Source organism: Paenibacillus sp. FSL F4-0243 (genome assembly GCF_037963295.1).
Taxonomy (GTDB): domain Bacteria; phylum Bacillota; class Bacilli; order Paenibacillales; family Paenibacillaceae; genus Paenibacillus_AQ.
Genome location: NZ_CP150151.1, coordinates 6,447,577 through 6,467,125, shown reverse-complemented (window position 1 = coordinate 6,467,125; position 19,549 = coordinate 6,447,577). Strand labels below are relative to the sequence as shown.

The 19,549-nt window shown below is 45.3% G+C and carries 16 protein-coding genes; 15 read left to right on the top strand and 1 reads right to left on the bottom strand.

The window, feature by feature from the left end:
- Nucleotides 1–70: 70 nt before the first annotated feature.
- From secA to NSS87_RS28640, 13 genes are all read left to right on the top strand, one after another.
- Complete coding sequence (gene secA, locus NSS87_RS28700) at nt 71–2,578, top strand: preprotein translocase subunit SecA (RefSeq protein ID WP_042192370.1); 2,508 nt, start codon at nt 71–73, stop codon at nt 2,576–2,578.
- 365 nt (nt 2,579–2,943) lie between these two features.
- Nucleotides 2,944–4,057 (top strand): peptide chain release factor 2 gene (prfB, locus tag NSS87_RS28695; RefSeq protein WP_143759238.1). Its coding sequence is split into 2 segments (ribosomal slippage): nt 2,944–3,015 and nt 3,017–4,057, totalling 1,113 coding nucleotides; the frame shifts between segments, so codons are not numbered across the junction.
- A gap of 151 nt (nt 4,058–4,208) precedes the next feature.
- Nucleotides 4,209–5,093, top strand: coding sequence for a YitT family protein (locus NSS87_RS28690; RefSeq protein ID WP_339243739.1), 885 nt, complete (start codon nt 4,209–4,211; stop codon nt 5,091–5,093).
- A gap of 181 nt (nt 5,094–5,274) precedes the next feature.
- Nucleotides 5,275–6,324, top strand: coding sequence for an N-acetyl-gamma-glutamyl-phosphate reductase (gene argC / locus NSS87_RS28685; protein ID WP_339248691.1), 1,050 nt, complete (start codon nt 5,275–5,277; stop codon nt 6,322–6,324).
- A gap of 20 nt (nt 6,325–6,344) precedes the next feature.
- Nucleotides 6,345–7,577, top strand: coding sequence for a bifunctional ornithine acetyltransferase/N-acetylglutamate synthase (gene argJ, locus NSS87_RS28680; RefSeq protein ID WP_339243737.1), 1,233 nt, complete (start codon nt 6,345–6,347; stop codon nt 7,575–7,577).
- A 41-nt stretch (nt 7,578–7,618) separates the two neighbouring features.
- The gene (gene argB / locus NSS87_RS28675) at nt 7,619–8,449 is read left to right on the top strand and encodes an acetylglutamate kinase (RefSeq protein ID WP_339243736.1); all 831 of its coding nucleotides are present in this window, start codon (nt 7,619–7,621) and stop codon (nt 8,447–8,449) included.
- 70 nt (nt 8,450–8,519) lie between these two features.
- Complete coding sequence (locus tag NSS87_RS28670) at nt 8,520–9,806, top strand: acetylornithine transaminase (protein WP_339243735.1); 1,287 nt, start codon at nt 8,520–8,522, stop codon at nt 9,804–9,806.
- Nucleotides 9,803–10,771, top strand: coding sequence for an ornithine carbamoyltransferase (gene argF / locus NSS87_RS28665; protein WP_339243734.1), 969 nt, complete (start codon nt 9,803–9,805; stop codon nt 10,769–10,771). The genes NSS87_RS28670 and argF overlap by 4 nt, the downstream gene beginning before the upstream one ends.
- A gap of 311 nt (nt 10,772–11,082) precedes the next feature.
- The gene (locus NSS87_RS28660; RefSeq protein ID WP_042192353.1) at nt 11,083–12,318 is read left to right on the top strand and encodes an argininosuccinate synthase; all 1,236 of its coding nucleotides are present in this window, start codon (nt 11,083–11,085) and stop codon (nt 12,316–12,318) included.
- Between the two features lie 93 nt (nt 12,319–12,411).
- Nucleotides 12,412–13,827: an argininosuccinate lyase gene (argH, locus tag NSS87_RS28655; RefSeq protein ID WP_060625918.1), complete on the top strand. Its 1,416-nt coding sequence runs from the start codon at nt 12,412–12,414 to the stop codon at nt 13,825–13,827.
- A 146-nt stretch (nt 13,828–13,973) separates the two neighbouring features.
- The gene (locus NSS87_RS28650; RefSeq protein ID WP_339243732.1) at nt 13,974–15,173 is read left to right on the top strand and encodes a phosphoenolpyruvate hydrolase family protein; all 1,200 of its coding nucleotides are present in this window, start codon (nt 13,974–13,976) and stop codon (nt 15,171–15,173) included.
- A 101-nt stretch (nt 15,174–15,274) separates the two neighbouring features.
- The gene (locus NSS87_RS28645; RefSeq protein ID WP_339243731.1) at nt 15,275–16,483 is read left to right on the top strand and encodes a Tm-1-like ATP-binding domain-containing protein; all 1,209 of its coding nucleotides are present in this window, start codon (nt 15,275–15,277) and stop codon (nt 16,481–16,483) included.
- Nucleotides 16,484–16,526: 43 nt separating this feature from the next.
- The gene (locus NSS87_RS28640; RefSeq protein WP_076297888.1) at nt 16,527–17,357 is read left to right on the top strand and encodes a phosphoenolpyruvate hydrolase family protein; all 831 of its coding nucleotides are present in this window, start codon (nt 16,527–16,529) and stop codon (nt 17,355–17,357) included.
- A gap of 141 nt (nt 17,358–17,498) precedes the next feature.
- On the opposite strand, the gene NSS87_RS28635 is transcribed toward NSS87_RS28640, so the two are convergent.
- Complete coding sequence (locus NSS87_RS28635; RefSeq protein ID WP_076298113.1) at nt 17,499–18,287, bottom strand: alpha/beta hydrolase family protein; 789 nt, start codon at nt 18,285–18,287, stop codon at nt 17,499–17,501.
- Nucleotides 18,288–18,475: 188 nt separating this feature from the next.
- Here NSS87_RS28635 and NSS87_RS28630 point away from each other — a divergent pair, with 188 nt between their 5' ends.
- Both NSS87_RS28630 and NSS87_RS28625 read left to right on the top strand, forming a co-directional pair.
- Entirely contained in the window at nt 18,476–19,027 is a 552-nt protein-coding gene (locus NSS87_RS28630; protein WP_339243729.1) for a type II secretion system protein, read from the top strand.
- Nucleotides 19,011–19,547 carry a prepilin-type N-terminal cleavage/methylation domain-containing protein gene (locus NSS87_RS28625; protein ID WP_339243728.1) on the top strand — a complete coding sequence of 179 codons (537 nt, stop codon included), beginning with the start codon at nt 19,011–19,013 and terminating at the stop codon, nt 19,545–19,547. The genes NSS87_RS28630 and NSS87_RS28625 overlap by 17 nt, the downstream gene beginning before the upstream one ends.
- The last annotated feature ends 2 nt before the right edge of the window (nt 19,548–19,549 follow it).

Sequence of the window (19,549 nt, the reverse complement as noted above, 5' to 3'; positions counted from 1 at the left end):
TAAATGGCCCTTTCAATTTTGTGAGGATGGGCTCGGTTCCACCATCTGTGTTGCATGAAAGGGGTTAACCATGCTAGGACTTGTAAAGAAAATATTCGGAGACACCAACGATCGTGACGTTAAACGTCTCATGAAGACAGTCGATGTAATTAATGGATTGGAACCGGAATTTGTAAAGCTATCTGATGAACAGTTACAAGCTAAGACAGCAGAATTCCGTGCCCGTATTGAGAAAGGCGAAACTCTGGAAGAAATTCTTCCTGAGGCATTTGCAACCGTACGTGAAGCTTCCAAGCGGACACTTGGTATGCGGCATTTTGATGTGCAGTTAATTGGTGGTATGGCTCTGCATGAAGGCCGAATCTCCGAGATGAAGACTGGTGAAGGTAAGACACTAGTAGGTACATTGCCAGTGTATTTGAATGCTTTGCTAGGTAAAGGCGTACACGTAGTAACGGTCAATGACTATTTGGCTCAGCGCGACAGCGCACAAATGGCACAAATCTATAACTTCCTGGGCATGACGGTTGGGGTTAACCTGAGCGGTATGGACCATGCTGATAAACAAGCTGCTTATGCCTGCGATATTACGTATGGCACAAACAACGAATTTGGTTTTGATTATTTGCGTGACAACATGGTGCTTTATAAAGAGCAAATGGTTCAGCGCCCTCTGTATTTCTGTATTATTGATGAAGTGGACTCTATTCTTATTGATGAAGCACGTACACCTCTTATTATTTCCGGACAAGCTGAGAAGTCTACAGAATTGTATTTTTCAGCAGACCGTTTCGTGAAAAAGCTTAAGGCTGAAGAAGACTACACAGTTGATATTAAGGTGAAGTCTGTAGCCTTGACTGAAAAAGGTGTGGCTACTGCTGAGCGCGCTTTTGGTATTGAGAACTTGTATGATCACAGTCATGTAACTTTGAATCACCATATCGTCCAAGCCCTAAAAGCAAATGTAATTATGCGTCGTGACGTAGATTACGTTGTAAACGAGGGTGAGGTCGTTATTGTTGATGAATTTACAGGACGTCTAATGTCAGGTCGTCGTTATAGCGATGGGCTGCACCAAGCGATTGAAGCGAAGGAAGAAATCGAAGTACAGAATGAGAGTATGACTCTTGCAACAATCACATTCCAGAACTACTTCCGTATGTATCGCAAACTGGGTGGTATGACAGGTACAGCGAAGACTGAGGAAGAGGAGTTCAAGAAGATTTATGGTCTTGAAGTTCTTCAAGTACCTACGAACAAACCAAATCAGCGCGTAGATATGCCAGATGTGGTCTACAAGAGTGAGAACGGTAAGTTCAAGGCTGTTGTGGAAGAAATTGTAGAACGTCACAAAAAGAACCAGCCGGTACTGGTTGGTACAGTTTCGATCGAGAATTCAGAGCTCGTATCTGAAATGCTGAAGCGCAAAGGCGTTAGACACCAAGTGCTTAACGCGAAGCATCACGCTGCGGAAGCAGAAATCATTACCCATGCAGGTCAGCCAGGTACAGTTACGATTGCTACCAACATGGCTGGACGTGGTACGGACATCGTTCTGGGTGAAGGTGTGACAGATCTTGGAGGTCTGCATATCATTGGTACAGAGCGTCATGAATCGCGCCGGATTGATAACCAGCTGCGCGGTCGTGCGGGTCGTCAAGGTGACCCTGGTTCTACACAATTCTACTTGTCGCTTGGCGATGAGCTTATGAAGCGTTTTGGCGCTGACAACGTTCTGACTATGATGGATCGTCTCGGATTCGAGGAAGATCAGCCGATTGAGAGCCGCATGATCACACGTGCGGTTGAATCTGCTCAGAAACGTGTTGAAGGTAATAACTTTGATATCCGTAAAGTCGTATTGCAATATGATGACGTGATGAATCAGCAGCGTGAAATTATTTATAAACAACGCCGTGAGATTCTGGAGTCTGATAATATTAAAGATGTCGTGCTTGAAATGATCAAGCCAGTAATTGAGCGTATCGTTCTAGCACACTGCAGCGATGATATTCCTGAGAACTGGGAACTGCAAGAAGTTGCTGATTACGTAAACAGCAAGCTGCTTGAAGAAGGTGCTTTGACCCGTGATATTCTATGGGGTAAGGAAGCTGAGGAGATCATCGAGTTTATTTTCGAACGTGTGCTTGAGAAATATGCTGCACGTGAAGAACGTCTGGGTTCAGAACTCGTACGTGAATTCGAGAAGGTAATCGTGCTTCGTTCCGTAGATAGCAAATGGATGGATCATATTGATGCAATGGATCAATTACGTCAAGGGATTCACTTGCGTGCTTACGGTGGTACGGATCCACTTCGTGAATATCAATTCGAAGGCTTTGAGATGTTTAATACTATGACTGCTACGATTCAAGAAGAAGTAGCTACTTATATTATGAAGGCTCACATCGAGGCGAATCAGGAACGTCAATCCGTTATTGATGAAGACAAGATCTCTACAAACAGCGAACCTGTTGAGAAACGTCCGGTTCATGTTGAGGCTGTGACTGGCCGTAATGATCTTTGCCCTTGCGGAAGCGGTAAGAAGTACAAGAATTGCCACGGTCAAAACGCATAAGACAAACGTTTAGTAGCGCTCATATTCAGGTGTTGAAGATGTAAGTCTTTAACCCTGATCTCTATGGGTATACTAACCATAAAGAGCGGCTGGGCCCGGGGGTATCCCCCGTTTACGGCCCAGTCGCTTTTTTGGATCTTTAGCACTTGAGTGAATTTGGAATGGAGAGAAGGTTTGGAACTGGAGAAGCGTAGCGCTCGCCTTTATCTTCAGATTCCAACCGCAAGTGCGGTTATCTAATCAAGGAATCTGAGGATAACAGCGATCGGAAGTCCAATCCTTCTCGGAATGGCTGAACATTCACTCATTACTAACTTTCCAATAGTGAAGACCGTAACAACCAATTTTGAAAGGTGAAGTGACCTATGATAGAACCAAATGTAAAGCAGGATCTGCGTGAAATAGGCAAGAAACTAACTGACCTTAGGGGGTCTCTTTGACTTAGATCTTAAGCAAGAGATGATTTCTAACTTTGAAGAGAAAATGGCGGCTCCAGGATTCTGGGATAATAGTGAGCAAGCGCAGAGTGTAATCGCTGAGATGAACGCTGTGAAATCTTCCGTAGATCAATACGAGAAGCTTCAACAGGAATACGATGATGCTGCGATGATGGCAGAGCTTGCGGATGAAGAGGGCGATGAGGATCTGGCAACAGAAATCGGAGAGACAATTCGCAGCCTAGGCAGTAAAGTGGATGAATTCGAGCTGCAATTGCTGCTTAACCAACCGTATGACAAGCTGAATGCGATCCTTGAGCTTCATCCGGGTGCAGGCGGAACGGAATCTCAAGACTGGGGTCAAATGTTGCTTCGTATGTACACGCGTTGGGCTGAAAAACGTGGATTTAAGGTTGAAGTGCTCGATTATTTACCGGGTGATGAAGCAGGAATTAAGAGTGTTACACTGCTTATCAAGGGCTTCAACGTGTATGGATATTTAAAAGCTGAGAAGGGTGTACACCGACTTGTGCGGATTTCTCCGTTTGACTCTTCTGGCAGACGGCACACCTCTTTTGTGTCCTGTGATGTTGTTCCGGAAATTACGGATGATGTAGAAGTTGAGATTCGGACTGAGGATCTTAAGATCGATACGTATCGAGCGAGTGGCGCCGGTGGACAGCATATTAATACCACGGACTCTGCGGTACGGATTACTCACTTGCCGTCGGGTGTGGTGGTAACCTGTCAGAACGAACGTTCACAGATCAAGAACCGGGAACAAGCGATGAAGATGCTGCGTTCCAAGCTGTATGAGCGTAAGCTGCAAGAGCAGCAGCAGCAATTGGATGAGATTCGCGGCGAGCAATCCGAAATCGCTTGGGGCAGTCAGATTCGTTCCTACGTATTCCATCCGTATAACATGGTCAAGGATCATCGTACATCCGTGGAAACAGGTAATGTGGGTGCAGTAATGGACGGAGACCTGGACGCATTCATTGATGGGTACTTGCGTAGCCAGATCAAGGTTGAGGCGGATTAAGGGATTTTTTCGGGAATATAGGAAAGTATAAGCTTACTCCATACTTTATCTTTATATTTTTTTAGGGGAAACGGATACCATTCTTTGATATGGATGGAATAGCCGTTTCTTCTTACGTAGAGCAAGATGACACTTTAAGGAGCGCCATGAAATGCAAAAAATCAATTCTCGCAATAAACCCCCGCTGATTCCACTGAATGGACCCATCCGTCATGTGGTGGATACAACGCTTATTCTGATCGGTTCGCTAATCACGGCACTGGGGTTTAATCTTTTTTTTCTGCCTAATCATATAGCTTCTGGTGGTGTATCGGGTCTTTCTGTATTGGCTGAAGCTTGGTTTGGGGCTGAACCGGCATTTACGCAATGGGCACTTAATATCCCGCTGTTTGTGCTCGGAGTAATCTTCCTGGGGAAACAATACGGCGTTCGCTCGTTGCTTGGGAGCTTTGTGTTGCCGCTATTTATCTTGTTGACAAAAGATTTGCCTACACCGACAACCAATCCACTTTTAGCCTCCATTTATGGCGGTATCTGTGTGGGGGTGGGACTTGGCGTTGTATTCCGCGGACGGGGCTCAACAGGTGGACTTACGATTTTGGCGCAAATCATTCAAAAGATATCTGGTCTCAGCTTCTCGGTTTCCGTTGTGTTGCTGGACGGGACGGTTATTGTGCTTGCTGCATTTATACTCGGCATGGAGCAGGCGCTGTATGCGCTGATCGGATTGTTTGTTACAGGTAAGGCCATTAATGCAATAGAGGTAGGCTTCCGTTATACGAAGGTTGCTTATATTATCTCGGACAAAACAGATGAAATATCTGCGGCGATATTAAATGATCTGGATCGTGGTCTGACAAAGCTGGACGCACATGGCGGGTACACTGGCGATGCACGTACCGTTCTGATGGTAGTGGTAGGTCAGAATGAAGTATCAAGGCTAAAGGCGATTGTCCAATCCGTAGATACAAGTGCATTTGTTATAATTACCGAAGCACATGAAGTGTTAGGCGAAGGATTTAAAAGAGAAGCGTAATCTCTCCTACAGGGGAGGTGACGCTTCTCTTTTTTTCTAAATGAGGTTATATTTAGGATGAATAAAGTTCACATATTATGTTGTATTTATATTAATAGGGATGTATAATAATACATATTTCTAAGACGGTATGCATTATATTAAATAATATATTCAGGATAAGCAGGAAGTGGGGATGACAGTGGAAGGCAAGCTGAGGGCGGCGATTGTTGGATCAACGGGTTATGGAGGCGTAGAGCTGATTCGGTTACTACAAAGTCATCCTAAAGTAGAGATTACTTCGGTAATTTCCTCATCTAGTGCAGGGGATGCGATAGAGGAAGGGTTTCCTCATTTGACGGGCATTATTGACCGAAGGCTGGATGGCGTTGATCCGGCGCAGATGGCTGAGCGGGCGGATGTGGTTTTTACGGCTACGCCGTCTGGTGTAAGTGCAAAGCTGGTGCCGCAGCTGCTGGAAGTTGGACTTAAGGTCGTAGATCTATCCGGTGATTTCCGATTGAAGGATGGCGCAGAGTATGAGCACTGGTACAAACATACAGCTCCTGCTGATGAGTACCTGGAACAAGCTGTGTACGGACTTTGCGAGGTGTTCGGAGAGCGTGTGGCTGGGGTTGATTTTATATCTAATCCAGGTTGTTATCCTACGGCTACACTTCTTGGACTAATTCCTGTGATTCAGGCAGGCTGGATTAAGCATGACAGTATTATTATTGATGCCAAATCCGGGGTTACCGGAGCAGGACGCGGAACGAGCCTGATGGTGCATTATGCAGAGATAAACGAGAACTTAAAAACTTATAAAATAAATAAACATCAACATATACCAGAAATCGAGCAGACGCTCACGGAGATTGCTGGAGAAAAGGTAACCGTAACGTTCACCACACATCTCGTGCCTATGAGCCGAGGTATTATGAGTACGATGTATGCAGGAATGACGGGCAATTATACGGAGCAGGATTTTGTGAATTTATATCGTGAATATTATGCGGGCAGACCTTATGTGCGGGTGCGCGATGTAGGTGTGATTCCAGCGACAAAAGAAGTTAGCGGCTCTAATTATTGTGATATCGGATTTGCGACAGATGCTCGTACAGGGCGGGTGACCATAGTCTCCGTCATTGATAACGTTGTAAAAGGTGCGGCAGGTCAGGCAATACAGAACCTTAATTTGATGATGGGATGGGAGGAAACCCTTGGCCTCGGCTACACACCTGTGTATCCATAAGGATCAGCGGTACAAATAACATGAGCGAGATTGAATTATTTACTACCTTGGAAGGTGGAAGCATTACTTCACCTAAAGGATTTAAGTCCGGAGGACTGCACTGTGGATTGAAAAAAACAGACCGCAACGATCTCGGAGTGATTCTTTGTGAGGTTCCAGCTACGGCTGCTGCCGTATATACGACAAATGTTTTTCAGGCGGCTCCTCTGAAGGTGACGCGAGAAAGTCTTGTGAACGGAACGTTGCGGGCGGTAGTCGTGAACAGCGGGAATGCTAATGCCTGCACAGGTGAACAAGGCGAGGCCGATGCTTATGAGATGCGCGCTGCAGCGGCTCAACATTTGGGTGTGGAGGTTAATGATGTTGCTGTCGCTTCGACTGGTGTGATCGGTGAGCTGCTGAAGATGGATTGCGTACGTAGCGGTATTGCTGCAATACCAGAAAAGCTGGACGGTGGGGCTGCTGGAGCGGAGGAATTCTGTCAGTCCATACTTACAACTGATTTAGTTAAAAAAGAGGTTGCCGTGAAGGTGCTTGTTGGCGGTGTAGAAGTTATTATTGCTGGAGCTGCGAAGGGCTCCGGGATGATTCATCCTAACATGGCTACCATGCTCGGTTTTATGACTACAGATGCTGATATTTCAGCGGAAGATTTACACAGTCTACTTCGTTCTGCTACGAACGTTACTTTTAATATGATTACAGTTGATGGAGATACAAGCACGAATGATATGCTAGTCTCGATGGCTAGTGGGCTTTCAGGTAATGAGAAGCTGACCCGATTGCATCCGGATTGGGACGCTTTTGCCGCTGGATTCACGTATGTCTGCCAGACGCTTGCCAAGGCGATTGCACGTGATGGAGAAGGTGCGACTCACCTGATTGAGGTTCAAGTGAATGGTGCTGTTCATGACGAAGCTGCTGCAGTGATTGCCAAGACAGTGGTGGGTTCTAGCCTAGTGAAATCTGCTATTTTTGGAGCGGATGCGAACTGGGGACGGATCATTGCTGCGGTTGGACGCGCGGGTGTTCCAGTATCTCCGGAGCGTGTGAACATTTCGTTAGGTGATATTGAGGTGCTACTGCACTCGAAGCCGGTTGCTTTTGATGAGGAGAAGGCTTTGGCCTATTTGCAAAAAAGTGAAACTGTGCTGATCACTGTAGATTTGCATGATGGAACCGGAAAGGCTACAGCTTGGGGCTGTGACCTAACTTACGATTATGTGCGTATTAACGCTGCATACCGTACCTAATTTGTGGCGGCTTAAGCCCACAAGGGAAGGATACCGAACTTATGACGCTAAATAGCGAGCTTGAACTTATAGATGCATTAGATGGTAGTGGATTGTTTGTGATGAAATGCGGCGGCAGTACGCTGGCTGCTCTTCCTGATTCTTTTTTCGAAGATTTACGAGATTTGCAGCAGGAAGGCATTCAGCCTGTAATTGTTCATGGCGGAGGGCCAGCCATTTCAGAGAATCTAGCAAAGCTGGGCATTGAAAGCAGCTTCGTGAACGGTCTGCGAGTAACCACCGAGGCAGTACTAGATGTCGTAGAGATGACGCTGGCAGGGAGTATCAACAAGGCGATTGTAAGGCGAATTCAAGGAAGTGGCGGTCTAGCTCTAGGGCTATCCGGCATCGATGGAAATATGATTACTGCTAGACCCGTAGCTAATAGCGCTGAAGTAGGTTTGGTAGGCGAAGTAACGGAAGTGAAAGCTGATATCGTAACAGGGATTATAGGTATGGGATATATTCCTGTCATTGCACCTATTGGTGTAGATGCTGAAGGTCAGCGCTACAATATTAACGCAGATACAGCAGCAGGGGCAGTCGCTTCTTATGTAGAGTCTCCCCAAATGATCGTAGTCACTGATGTGCCTGGCATTATGAGTACGGTGGAGGGTCGAAAGGTTGTGCTTCCATCCGTTACCGTACAGGAAATCGAAGCTTTAATTGAAAGTGGAGAAATCTACGGCGGCATGATCCCAAAAGTACGGGCAGCTATCGATTGCATTCAAGGCAGCGTTTCAGAGGTTATTATTGTGGATGGAAAAGAACCGCGGGTGCTTAGCCGAGTACTACAAGGTGAAGCGATAGGCACACGTATTATTCGTTCGTAGAATCATAGATGAATATCATTTAGAGGTGCAGCCTGGTACACAGGAGCACAAGGTGGGAGAGTGACTTAGAATGAGCAAGCTTACACAAGCGGAATTGGATTCGCAAGCAGGGGCACAGCAGACCGATACAGTAGGATCAGGTACACCGGATGTTGCAGCAGGCAAGCTTAGCGCGGTATTCCCTTCTTACGCCAGATATGATCTCAGCTTAGTTAAAGGCAAAGGCACCTGGGTATGGGATGATAAGGGCAATAAGTATCTTGATTTCACAAGTGGATTAGCTGTGACCAGTCTAGGTCATGCTCCTGAAAAAGTCGGTGCGAAGCTGAAGGATCAGATTGATACGCTCTGGCATGTCTCGAACCTGTTCCATATTCCTGGACAGGACAAAGTTGCAAACCTTTTGACAGAGAATAGCTGCGCTGATCAAGTGTTTTTCTGCAATAGTGGGGCAGAAGCGAATGAGGCTGCTATTAAGCTGGCTCGTCGTTACCACCAGAAGATTAAAGGTGTGGATCGTTATGAGGTCATCACATTTGAACAATCATTCCATGGACGTACATTAGCCACACTAACAGCTACAGGTCAGCAAAAGGTAAAAGAAGGATTCCTGCCGCTTCCAGCAGGCTTCAAGACTGTACCTTTGCATGATCTCCCAGCGTTAGAGACTGCTATCGGGGATCATACAGCTGCTATCATGCTGGAGATGGTACTTGCAGAGGGTGGCGTGCTTGAGGTAGAGCCTGAGTTCTTGAACGCTGTAGTGGCACTGTGTAAGAAACACGGATTGCTTCTGATTGTAGATGAGGTACAGACAGGTATGGGACGTACAGGCAAGTTGTTTGCTCATCAGCATTATGGAATTGAACCAGATATTTTCACTTTGGCTAAAGGGATTGCTAGTGGGTTCCCAGCGGGCTTAATGCTTGGCAAAGGGTATTTGCGTGAAGCGTTCTCACCTGGCAGCCATGCGTCCACCTTCGGAGGAACACCGCTTGCAACAGCGGTTATGGCAGCGACGATTGAAACGATGCTGGAGGATGAGCTTCCACAACGCGCTGAAGAAATGGGTAAGTACCTGACAGGTCTTTTGAAAGAGAAGCTGGCGGACTGTTCTTTTGTGAAGGATATCCGTGGTAAAGGACTGTTGATCGGGATTGAATGTCAATCACCAGTGGGTGATATTGTTTTGGCTGGACAAAAGAAAGGCCTGTTGTTCGTGACAGCGGGTCCTAATGTCCTTCGCTTACTGCCTAATCTATATGTAAGTAAAGAGGAGATCGACCAAGCGGTAGACATCGTCTCCGAACTCATTCATACTTATGCTAAACAAGCAAACGGGGAGGTAAGCTCATGAGTCAGGGCGTACAGAGTAACAAGCACACCATTGCGCAGCAACTGAAAGGCCGTGATTTACTGGAGCTGAACGATTACAGCCCGGAGGAAATTACGTATCTGATTGATTCGGCGATTGAACTGAAGAAGAAGCAGAACAATGGCGAAGAATTTCAGCCGCTGAAGGGGAAGACGATTGGTCTTATTTTTGAAAAATCCTCTACTCGTACGCGCGTGTCGTTTGAAGTTGGAATGTATCAGCTGGGAGGGCATGCCCTTTTCTTGAGCAAAAATGACATTCAGCTTGGACGCGGTGAAACGGTTGGCGATACAGCACAAGTAATGTCACGTTACCTCGACGGAATTATGATCCGTACCTTCGGTCATGACAAAGTAGAGGATCTGGCTCGTTATGCTTCTATTCCAGTAATCAACGGTCTGAGCGACCTGGCACATCCTTGCCAAGTGCTGGCGGATTACCAAACGATTTATGAGTACAAAGGAAAGCTCAAAGGCCTGAAGCTGGCTTACATCGGCGATGGCAACAATATGGCTCATTCCTTAATGATTGGCGGAGCTAAGCTGGGCGTGGACGTATCTATTGCCGGACCGGAAGGTTATGAGCCGGATGCAGCAGTTGTCGCAGAAGCTCGTGAGATCGCTAAAGAAACCGGAGCAAAGATTGTGGTCACTCGCAGCCCGCAAGAAGCTGTACAAGACGCTGACGTCATCTACACCGATGTGTGGGCGAGCATGGGCTTCGAAGAGGAGCAAAAGGCGCGTGAAGCGGCATTCAAGGACTATCAGGTCAATGAGGAGCTTGTAAAAGGCGCGAAGAGCGATTATCTCTTCCTGCACTGCCTGCCAGCCCACCGTGAGGAAGAGGTCAGCACAGGCGTGATTGACGGCCCTAACTCGGTGATCTTTGATCAGGCTGAGAACCGCCTGCATGCACAAAAAGCTTTGATGGCCGCCCTAATGAGTTAAGCAATCATAGATAATTAGGATTGAACTTATATTGGTCTAAGATTATATAAAATACTATATAAGATGAACTTAATAAGTAGCGTTGGAATTCCGGTGCGGAGCAATGAAGTGAAAGTTTGGAACTGTAGGAGCGTTAGCGTTCGCCTTTATAATCAGATTTCATCTGCGAAGGCAGACTACAATCATAGAAATCTGATTATAACAGCGACCGGAAGTCCAAACATTTCACGCAGTTGCGCCTTATCACCGGAGTTCTATAGGCGCATTTAAGCGAATCTTATACCCCCCACACGAAAGGAAGTTGCCACACCATGGCTAAAGAAAAAATTGTACTCGCCTATTCCGGCGGACTAGATACATCCGTTATTTTGAAATGGCTTAAAGAAACTTATGATGCTGAGATCATCGCCTTCACAGCCGATATCGGCCAAAAAGAAGAGCTCGACGGTTTGGAGGAAAAAGCACTAGCAACCGGCGCTTCGAAAGTATACATCGATGACCTGCGTGATGAGTTCGCTAGCGACTTCATCTACCCTATGTTCCAATCCGGCGCGCTTTACGAAGGCCAATACTTGCTCGGAACTAGTATTGCTCGTCCGCTAATCGCTAAGCGTATGGTGGATATCGCCATCGCTGAAGGCGCTACGGCTATCGCGCATGGCGCGACAGGTAAAGGTAACGACCAAGTGCGTTTTGAACTTGGCGTAGCTGCTCTTGCACCAAACATTAAGGTGATTGCACCTTGGCGTTTGGAAGAGTTCCGCAATCAATTCCCGGGTCGTGCGGAAATGATCGCTTATGCGGAAGCTAATGATATTCCGGTACAAGCCTCTGCGGCGAAGCCGTATTCGATGGACCGTAATCTGCTGCACATCAGCTATGAGAGCGGCGTATTGGAAGATCCTTGGTTCGATCCAAGTGCACCTGAGAACAAAGGAATGTTCCTACTGAGCAACGCTCCAGAGGATGCTCCGGATGAAGCGGAATATTTGGAACTCGATTTCGTTAAGGGAGACTGCGTAGCGCTGAATGGTGAGTCCTTAAACCCACTTCAAGTGATGGAGAAATTGAACGAGCTGGGCGGTAAACACGGTATCGGACGTGTGGATATGGTTGAGAACCGTTTTGTCGGCATGAAGAGCCGTGGTGTGTATGAGACTCCGGGTGGAACAATCCTGTTCGTCGCTCATCGCAAAATGGAGTCCATCACGATGGACCGTGAAGTGATGAACCTGCGTGACAGCCTGATCACTCGTTACAGCACTTTGGTGTATAACGGTTTCTGGTTCGCACCAGAGCGTATTGCACTGCAAGCTCTTGTAACACAGAGCCAGCAAAATGTAACGGGTACTGTTCGTCTTAAACTGTACAAAGGCAACATCATCGGCGCTGGAGTGAAGAGCCCAGTCAGCCTGTACAACCCTGAAATTGCAACGATGGAAGCTGATCCTACACAAGCTTATGATCAAGGGGATGCAACTGGTTTTATCCACTTGAACGCATTGCGCCTTAAAGTTTCTACAGGTGTAAATGGAGCTTCGAAATAGAAGGATAACATAAACTTAAACGGGCATTCCGAAGGCCGTTCCTCCCGTCAGGATAGGAGCGGCCCTCTGGCGTCCAAGAGGAGGAAACTACAGGTGAGCAAGCTTTGGGGCGGACGGTTTACTAAAGGAACAAACAAGCTGGTGGAGGAATATACGGCTTCCATTGGATTTGATAAGGCTTTGGCCAAAGAGGATGTGCAAGGCAGTCTGGCACATGTCACAATGCTGGGCAAATGCGGAATCCTTCCACAAGAAGATGTGGAGACGATTAAGCAAGGTCTGAACAAAGTATTGGACAAGGTTAACGCTGGAGAGGTTGTTTTCTCCGTAGCGGATGAAGATATCCATATGAATATTGAAAAACATCTGATTGAGGAAATTGGTCCGGTTGGTGGTAAACTGCACACAGGACGTAGTCGTAACGATCAGGTGGCAACGGACATGCACCTTTACTTACGTGGCCGTGTAGTTGAGCTAGTTAGCTTGCTGCATGAATTGCAGGAAGCTTTGATCGAGCAGGCCAAAGATAATGTGGAGACGATCATCCCTGGGTATACGCATTTGCAACGGGCACAACCGATCCTGTTTGCTCACCACTTGTTGGCTTACGTCTCCATGTTCCGCCGCGATGCAGAACGTCTGACGGACAGCTACAAACGGATCAACGTTCTGCCACTCGGAGCAGGAGCGCTTGCGGGAACGACCTTCCCGATCGATCGCCATTTTGTGGCCGAGCAATTGGGCTTTGACAGTGTTTACGAGAACAGTCTGGATGCTGTCAGCGACCGTGATTTCATCGTGGAGTTCTTGGCGAATGCAGCGCTTGTTATGACACATCTATCCAGACTCAGTGAGGAATTGGTACTGTGGAGTAGTACAGAGTTTAGTTTCGTGGAACTGGATGATGCTTTCTGCACAGGCAGCAGCATTATGCCACAGAAGAAGAACCCGGACGTACCAGAACTGGTACGGGGTAAAACTGGTCGCGTATACGGCAACCTGATTGGCTTGCTGACCGTGCTCAAATCTTTGCCACTCGCGTACAACAAGGATATGCAGGAAGACAAAGAAGGCATGTTCGATACCGTTACTACACTGACTGGTGCACTGCAATTGTTCGCGCCGATGATCTCCACCATGAAGGTGAACAAGGGACGTATGCGTGAAGCCGTGAACACGGACTTCTCAAATGCAACGGATATCGCCGACTTCTTGGTAGGTAAAGGTCTTCCTTTCCGCCAAGCACATGAAGTAATCGGAAAAACAGTGCTCTACTGCATTAACGAAGGCAAGTTCCTGCTGGATCTGACGCTGGAAGAGTTCAAGCAATTCTCACCGCTGTTTGACGAGAATATCTATGCTGTTCTTCAACCGGAAGCTGTGGTTAACGCACGTAACGTTTATGGCGGCACAGCCACCGTTCAGGTGAAAGCTGCAATCGAACGCGCGGAGCAGGCACTGCACGAAGCTAATGAATGGGTTGTAAAACACGGTGACGCTATATTGTAAACCGTATCAATACCGAATCTCGCCTCAGACTTTTATAGGTCGCAGGCGGGATTTTTTTTATCTAAAAGGGCTCTAAGTACAACATAACTGGATTCGCAGTGTTCTTTACGGTTATCCTTAGAGTAGGGATAGGAGGGTGCGTAAGTATGAGTAGAGAGCAAATCCTAGACGAGCTTAGATCCCAATTAGAGCTGGGGAATCATATTATTGGTGTAGCCACAGGTGCTGGAATTACTGCAAAGTATGCGAAGCAGGGTGGAGCTGACTTCCTTCTGATGTTAAACTCGGGTAAATTCCGTCAGATGGGGAGGAGCTCTCTCGCTGGTATTTTACCATTTTGTAATAGCAATGATATGGTGATGGACTTTGCATCTAGAGAGATCATACCGTTGGTCAGAGATATCCCTATTATTTTTGGCCTCAATGCAACCGATCCGACAAAAGATATGGAGACCTATATCAGTGAAATAAAGAATAAGGGATTTTCCGGAATTAATAACTACCCCACGGTTGGATTAATAGATGGTCAATTTGGAGAAGCGCTCGAAGAAGAAGGGAATGGTTATCTACTCGAAGTAGAAGCTATAAGAATAGCTCACGAAAAAGATTTGTTTACCATAGCCTTTGTATTTGACGAAATTCAAGCTGCTCAGATGATCGAGGCAGGAGCAGATATTATTTGTGCACATTTAGGCTTAACCGAAGGGGGATTATTAGGAGCCAAAAAAGTATTCTCTCTGGAAGCTGCCAAGGCTAAGGCAGACAAAATTTTTAATACATGCAATGCGCTAAAGCCAGATTTAATTAAATTGGTGTATGGTGGTCCCGTGAAAACGCCAATTGATGTGCAGTATATGTACAGTAATAATCAAAACTTGATGGGGTATATCGGGGGCTCTGCTTTTGAAAGAATTCCATCGGAGAAGTCCATTACGAATATAACCAAAGCTTTTAAAGTGTCGGGGACACTGGATGAAGATGATTTTATGGTCAAAATGTTAGACGGCATCACAAAGCACTATGATTATGTTGAATTTGTAAAAGAATACGTAGCTCAAAATTATATGAATGAGATCTTGTTTGCAGATTTAGCTAAGGTGGCCCATGTATCCCGAAGTTACTTAAGTAGCTTGTTTACCAAAAAAGTAGGCTGCAGCTTTCAAACGTATCTCGTACAATTTCGGATGGATAAGGCAGCGGAAATATTACATAGAGACCCTATCCAGTTATCTGAGCTAGCACCATTAGTTGGGTACCAAGACTATGCGCAGTTTAGCAAAATGTTTAAGAAGTATAAAGGGTTCTCTCCAAAACAATATAAATCTAACATAAACACAAAAACATAAGACATAAAAGCGTTTTCATTCATAAACCAAAGAAGTATGATTAACTCATAAGTTGATCATGCTTTTTTTTGTTGCAGATATTTGAAGAGGAGGTTGAAGAAATGAAGACGATTGCCATTGCCGGAACTTTTGACACCAAGGGTGAAGAATATCTCTACATTAAAAGTTTGCTGGAAAGCTTGGAACTGGGTACGTTCACGATTCATACGGGTGTGTTTGAACCCACCTTTACACCGGATATCTCTAACCGAGAAGTAGCAGCAGCCGCGGGTGTAAGTATAGATGAGCTCGTTGCCAAGAAAGATAGGGCACTAGCAACAGAATTATTAGCCAAAGGTATGGAAAAATTAGTACCTGAATTATATAAGCAAGGCAAATTTGATGGAATTATCTCCTTTGGGGGCACTGGAGGTACTTCACTTGTAACCCCTGGTATGCGGGCATTGCCTATTGGTGTACCAAAAGTGATGGTTTCGACCGTAGCTTCAGGGAATACTGCTCCATATGTAGGCACTAGTGATATTGTCATGATGCCATCCGTAGTGGATGTTGCTGGACTCAACTCCATTTCAACAAAGATTTTTACCAATGCGGCCTTCGCCATCGCCGGTATGCTTAAATTTGAGAATAAACAAGTGATAGAGAAAAAACCATTAGTAGCTACAACAATGTTTGGGGTAACAACCCCCTGTGTGACGGCAGCCCGTAACTATCTTGAAGCTAGAGGATATGAAGTGCTTGTATTCCATGCAACAGGTGTAGGTGGCCAGTCCATGGAAGCGCTAATCGAGGCTGGTTTTATTGAAGGTGTATTGGATCTGACCACAACAGAATGGGCGGACGAAATTATTGGTGGTGTGCTAAATGCCGGACCTCATCGGTTAGAAGCTGCTGGAAAACATCATATTCCACAGGTTGTATCGGTAGGCGCGCTTGATATGTGCAACTTTGGCCCTTATGATACGGTACCAGAGAAATTTGCTGGACATAAGTTCTATAAGCATAACCCTACAGTTACTTTGATGAGAACAACAGTAGAAGAGAATGCAGCCATCGGTAAAAAGCTTGTCGAGAAATTAAATATGGCCAAAGAAAAAACGGTATTAATGTTGCCTCTTAAAGGGATATCCGGCATTGATGTTGCAGGGGAAGCTTTTTATGGCGTAGAGGAAGATCAAATGTTATTTGATACCTTAAGAAATGGTGTGAACAGAAATGTTGTCGAGGTTATCGAGATGGATTGTGCCATTAATGATTTAGAGTTTGCAGAAGCAGCAGCTCAGAAGCTTATAGATCTCATGAGCAAATAAGGCTTTTATAAGATAAATAAATATTTAAATGGAGGCGTTACACATGAACAAAAATACAAGAACTGAAATCATGGCGAAGTTTAGAGAAGAAGTGGCAAATGGAAAGATTCTTTTAGGCGTGGGAGCCGGCACAGGAATTACTGCAAAAAGCAGTGAAGCTGGCGGAGCAGATATGCTGATTGTTTATAATTCAGGAAGATACAGAATGGCAGGTCGTGGATCACTGGCAGGGTTATTATCTTATGGCGATGCCAACCAAATCGTAGTCGAAATGGGTTCTGAGGTATTGCCAGTTGTGAAAAATACTCCCGTATTAGCAGGCGTATGTGGAACGGATCCTTTTAGAGTGATGGAGGTTTATTTAAAACAACTTAAGGAACAAGGTTTCAGTGGCGTGCAAAACTTCCCAACCGTTGGTTTGATAGATGGCGTATTCAGACAGAACCTGGAAGAGACAGGAATGGGATATGGTTTAGAAGTAGATATGATTAGAGCAGCACATGAATTGGATATGCTCACAACGCCTTATGTGTTTGATCCTGAACAAGCTAAAGCTATGGCAGAAGCAGGTGCAGATATTCTGGTGGCGCATATGGGCTTGACTACCAAAGGTACAATTGGAGCTAAGACCGCTCTGACATTGGATGATTGTGTAGAAAGAATTGAAGCGATTATTAAAGCAGGGAAAGCAGTAAATCCAGATATCATGGTAATTTGTCACGGTGGACCGATTGCAGAGCCAGAAGATGCGGCGTACGTAATTGAACGGACAGAAGGTATAGACGGATTCTTTGGTGCATCCAGTATTGAAAGATTTGCTGCTGAAAAAGGAATCACAGAACAGACTGGATTATTTAAAAAAATCACCAAATAAGCATAATTGCCTTCGGCATCCTTATAAGGACGGTAAGCAATTAAGCGAGAAATAAAATAACCCTCCGGAGAGGGCAATCTGAGTAGTATAGAATAAGGTGTAGCTTATAGCTGCACCTTTTTTGTTGTCTATTAGAAGAAGCTAATTATTACTCAACGGCAGCCAAGCCAATATATCGCGTATTTTGGCATCCCAATAGCCCCATTCATGTGTGCCTGGACCTTCTTCATAGGTTAAAGAAAGTGAGGTTGCTCGGCAGGCATCGCGGAAGCTCAAGTTATCGGTGTATAGGAAATCTTCTGTGCCACAGCATTGATACAACGCTGGTTTTGGTCCTGTAGAGCGGTTCACTTCCTCAAGCAGCCATAGCAGGTCTTCGGGCGTTCCGGCGATGTCGTCTGTTCCGAAAATCATTTCGTATTCTTTGCTTTTGACGGTAGGATTTTCCCCGTTCATAAAATTATGCGCCATATCAAGTGCTCCTGATAGACTTGCTGCAGCCGCAAAAGCTTCCGGTTTCCGTAGTCCTAGCTTGATGGCTCCGTAACCACCCATCGACAACCCGGCTACAAAGTTATCCTCGCGTTTATCTGACAATGGGAAGAATGAGCGCGCAAGCATAGGCAACTCCTCACTAATAAAGGTCCAATAACGACCGCCAACAGCCATATCCGTATAGAAACTGCGATGTACATTCGGCATAACTACAGCTATTCCCATCTCTGCTACATATCGTTCTATCGAAGTCCGGCGAAGCCAGATCGAATCATCGTCGGACAAACCATGTAGCAAATACAACGTAGGGTGTAGTTCTCCCCTGGTTACGTTGCTCATACCGATTTGTGTGGTTGTTTTTTGCGGCAAAATTACAGTCATTGAGGTATTCAATCCTAGTACTTCCGAATAAAATTTACACTCTATTAAAGCCATTTCATCCATCCCCTCTCTTTTCAAATGATAGCACAGAGCAAAAGTGAGAGATATTGTAGAAATATCTGAATTATAAGGGTTTTGAGGATTGCTGTAGCTGGATATGAGAGAATATAATGGAAGTAGAAAATTAAGGAAAAAACGTGCAAATATGAAAGCATTCTCGTAGGCGGGAGGAAGAAAGTAGGATGAAATCAGGCCTAAAGCAGGAAAAAGGATTTACATTGATCGAAGTGCTGGCCGCTATTGTGATCTTATCGATAGTTTCACTGGTACTTACGTCTTACTTTACAAACGCCATGAGTTACTCTAAATCGAACCAAAACAAGACGATTATGGTCAATCTGGCGCGAAACGCGCTGTTTTATGTGGAGAAGCAGGATTTTGACAAGATGAAGGAATACTTTAAATCAGAAGAGAACAATTCGCTAGAAGCATCCAAATGTCAAAAGGTTATCGATGCAGACGATTCTGTGGAATGTGACGACTATAGACAACTCGTTGAAGATACTACCATCTTAAATCAGGTTTTAAACCCTTCAATTAATGGGGTGAACTATCGAATCGATATTGAGTACCAGCGTGAGTTACATAAAGAAATTTTAAGTGATTTGGATAAAAAGGATATGGCAGCATATCTATTGCCGGTATTGGTAAAAGTCAGCAGAGTGGATTCTTCTAATGGACCTCAGACCCAATCTGTTGTGGAGGGATATATTACTGATGAGAAAATTCGTTAAGCTTTTCCGCAGAGAAGGTGGCTTTTCATTAGTAGAGTTGATTGTGGCGTTATCATTATTTACGGTGGCTGCTGGAATTATTTCAGGGATCACGATGTTAGGCTTACGCAGCTATCATAAAATATCAATTGAAAACTCTCTACGGGATGAAGGCGATTTGTTGATGTCATCCATTATTACGGAGTTATATACATTTGCACCCGAGAAAGTTACCTCGGCGATCACCCAAAATGGCGAAGAGACGGATAGCTACATTACATTAGAACGGCAAGACGGTATGAAGTCGCGAATTCAGATTGCCAATGGAGTTCTTACGATAGCTAACCCCGATGTAATTAATCCTCCAGAGGACGAAAGAACTACAATTCATTCCAAGTTAGCAGAAGGATCCAAAATTATTTTAGAGTGTCAGAACGCCGTTCCGTGTAAAAGTGGTCTGATTTCGATAGATTTATCTCTGGTACAGAGCTATGCGGGAAAAGATTACCCATTAGAATTAAAAAGTACATTCGGATTCTAGGA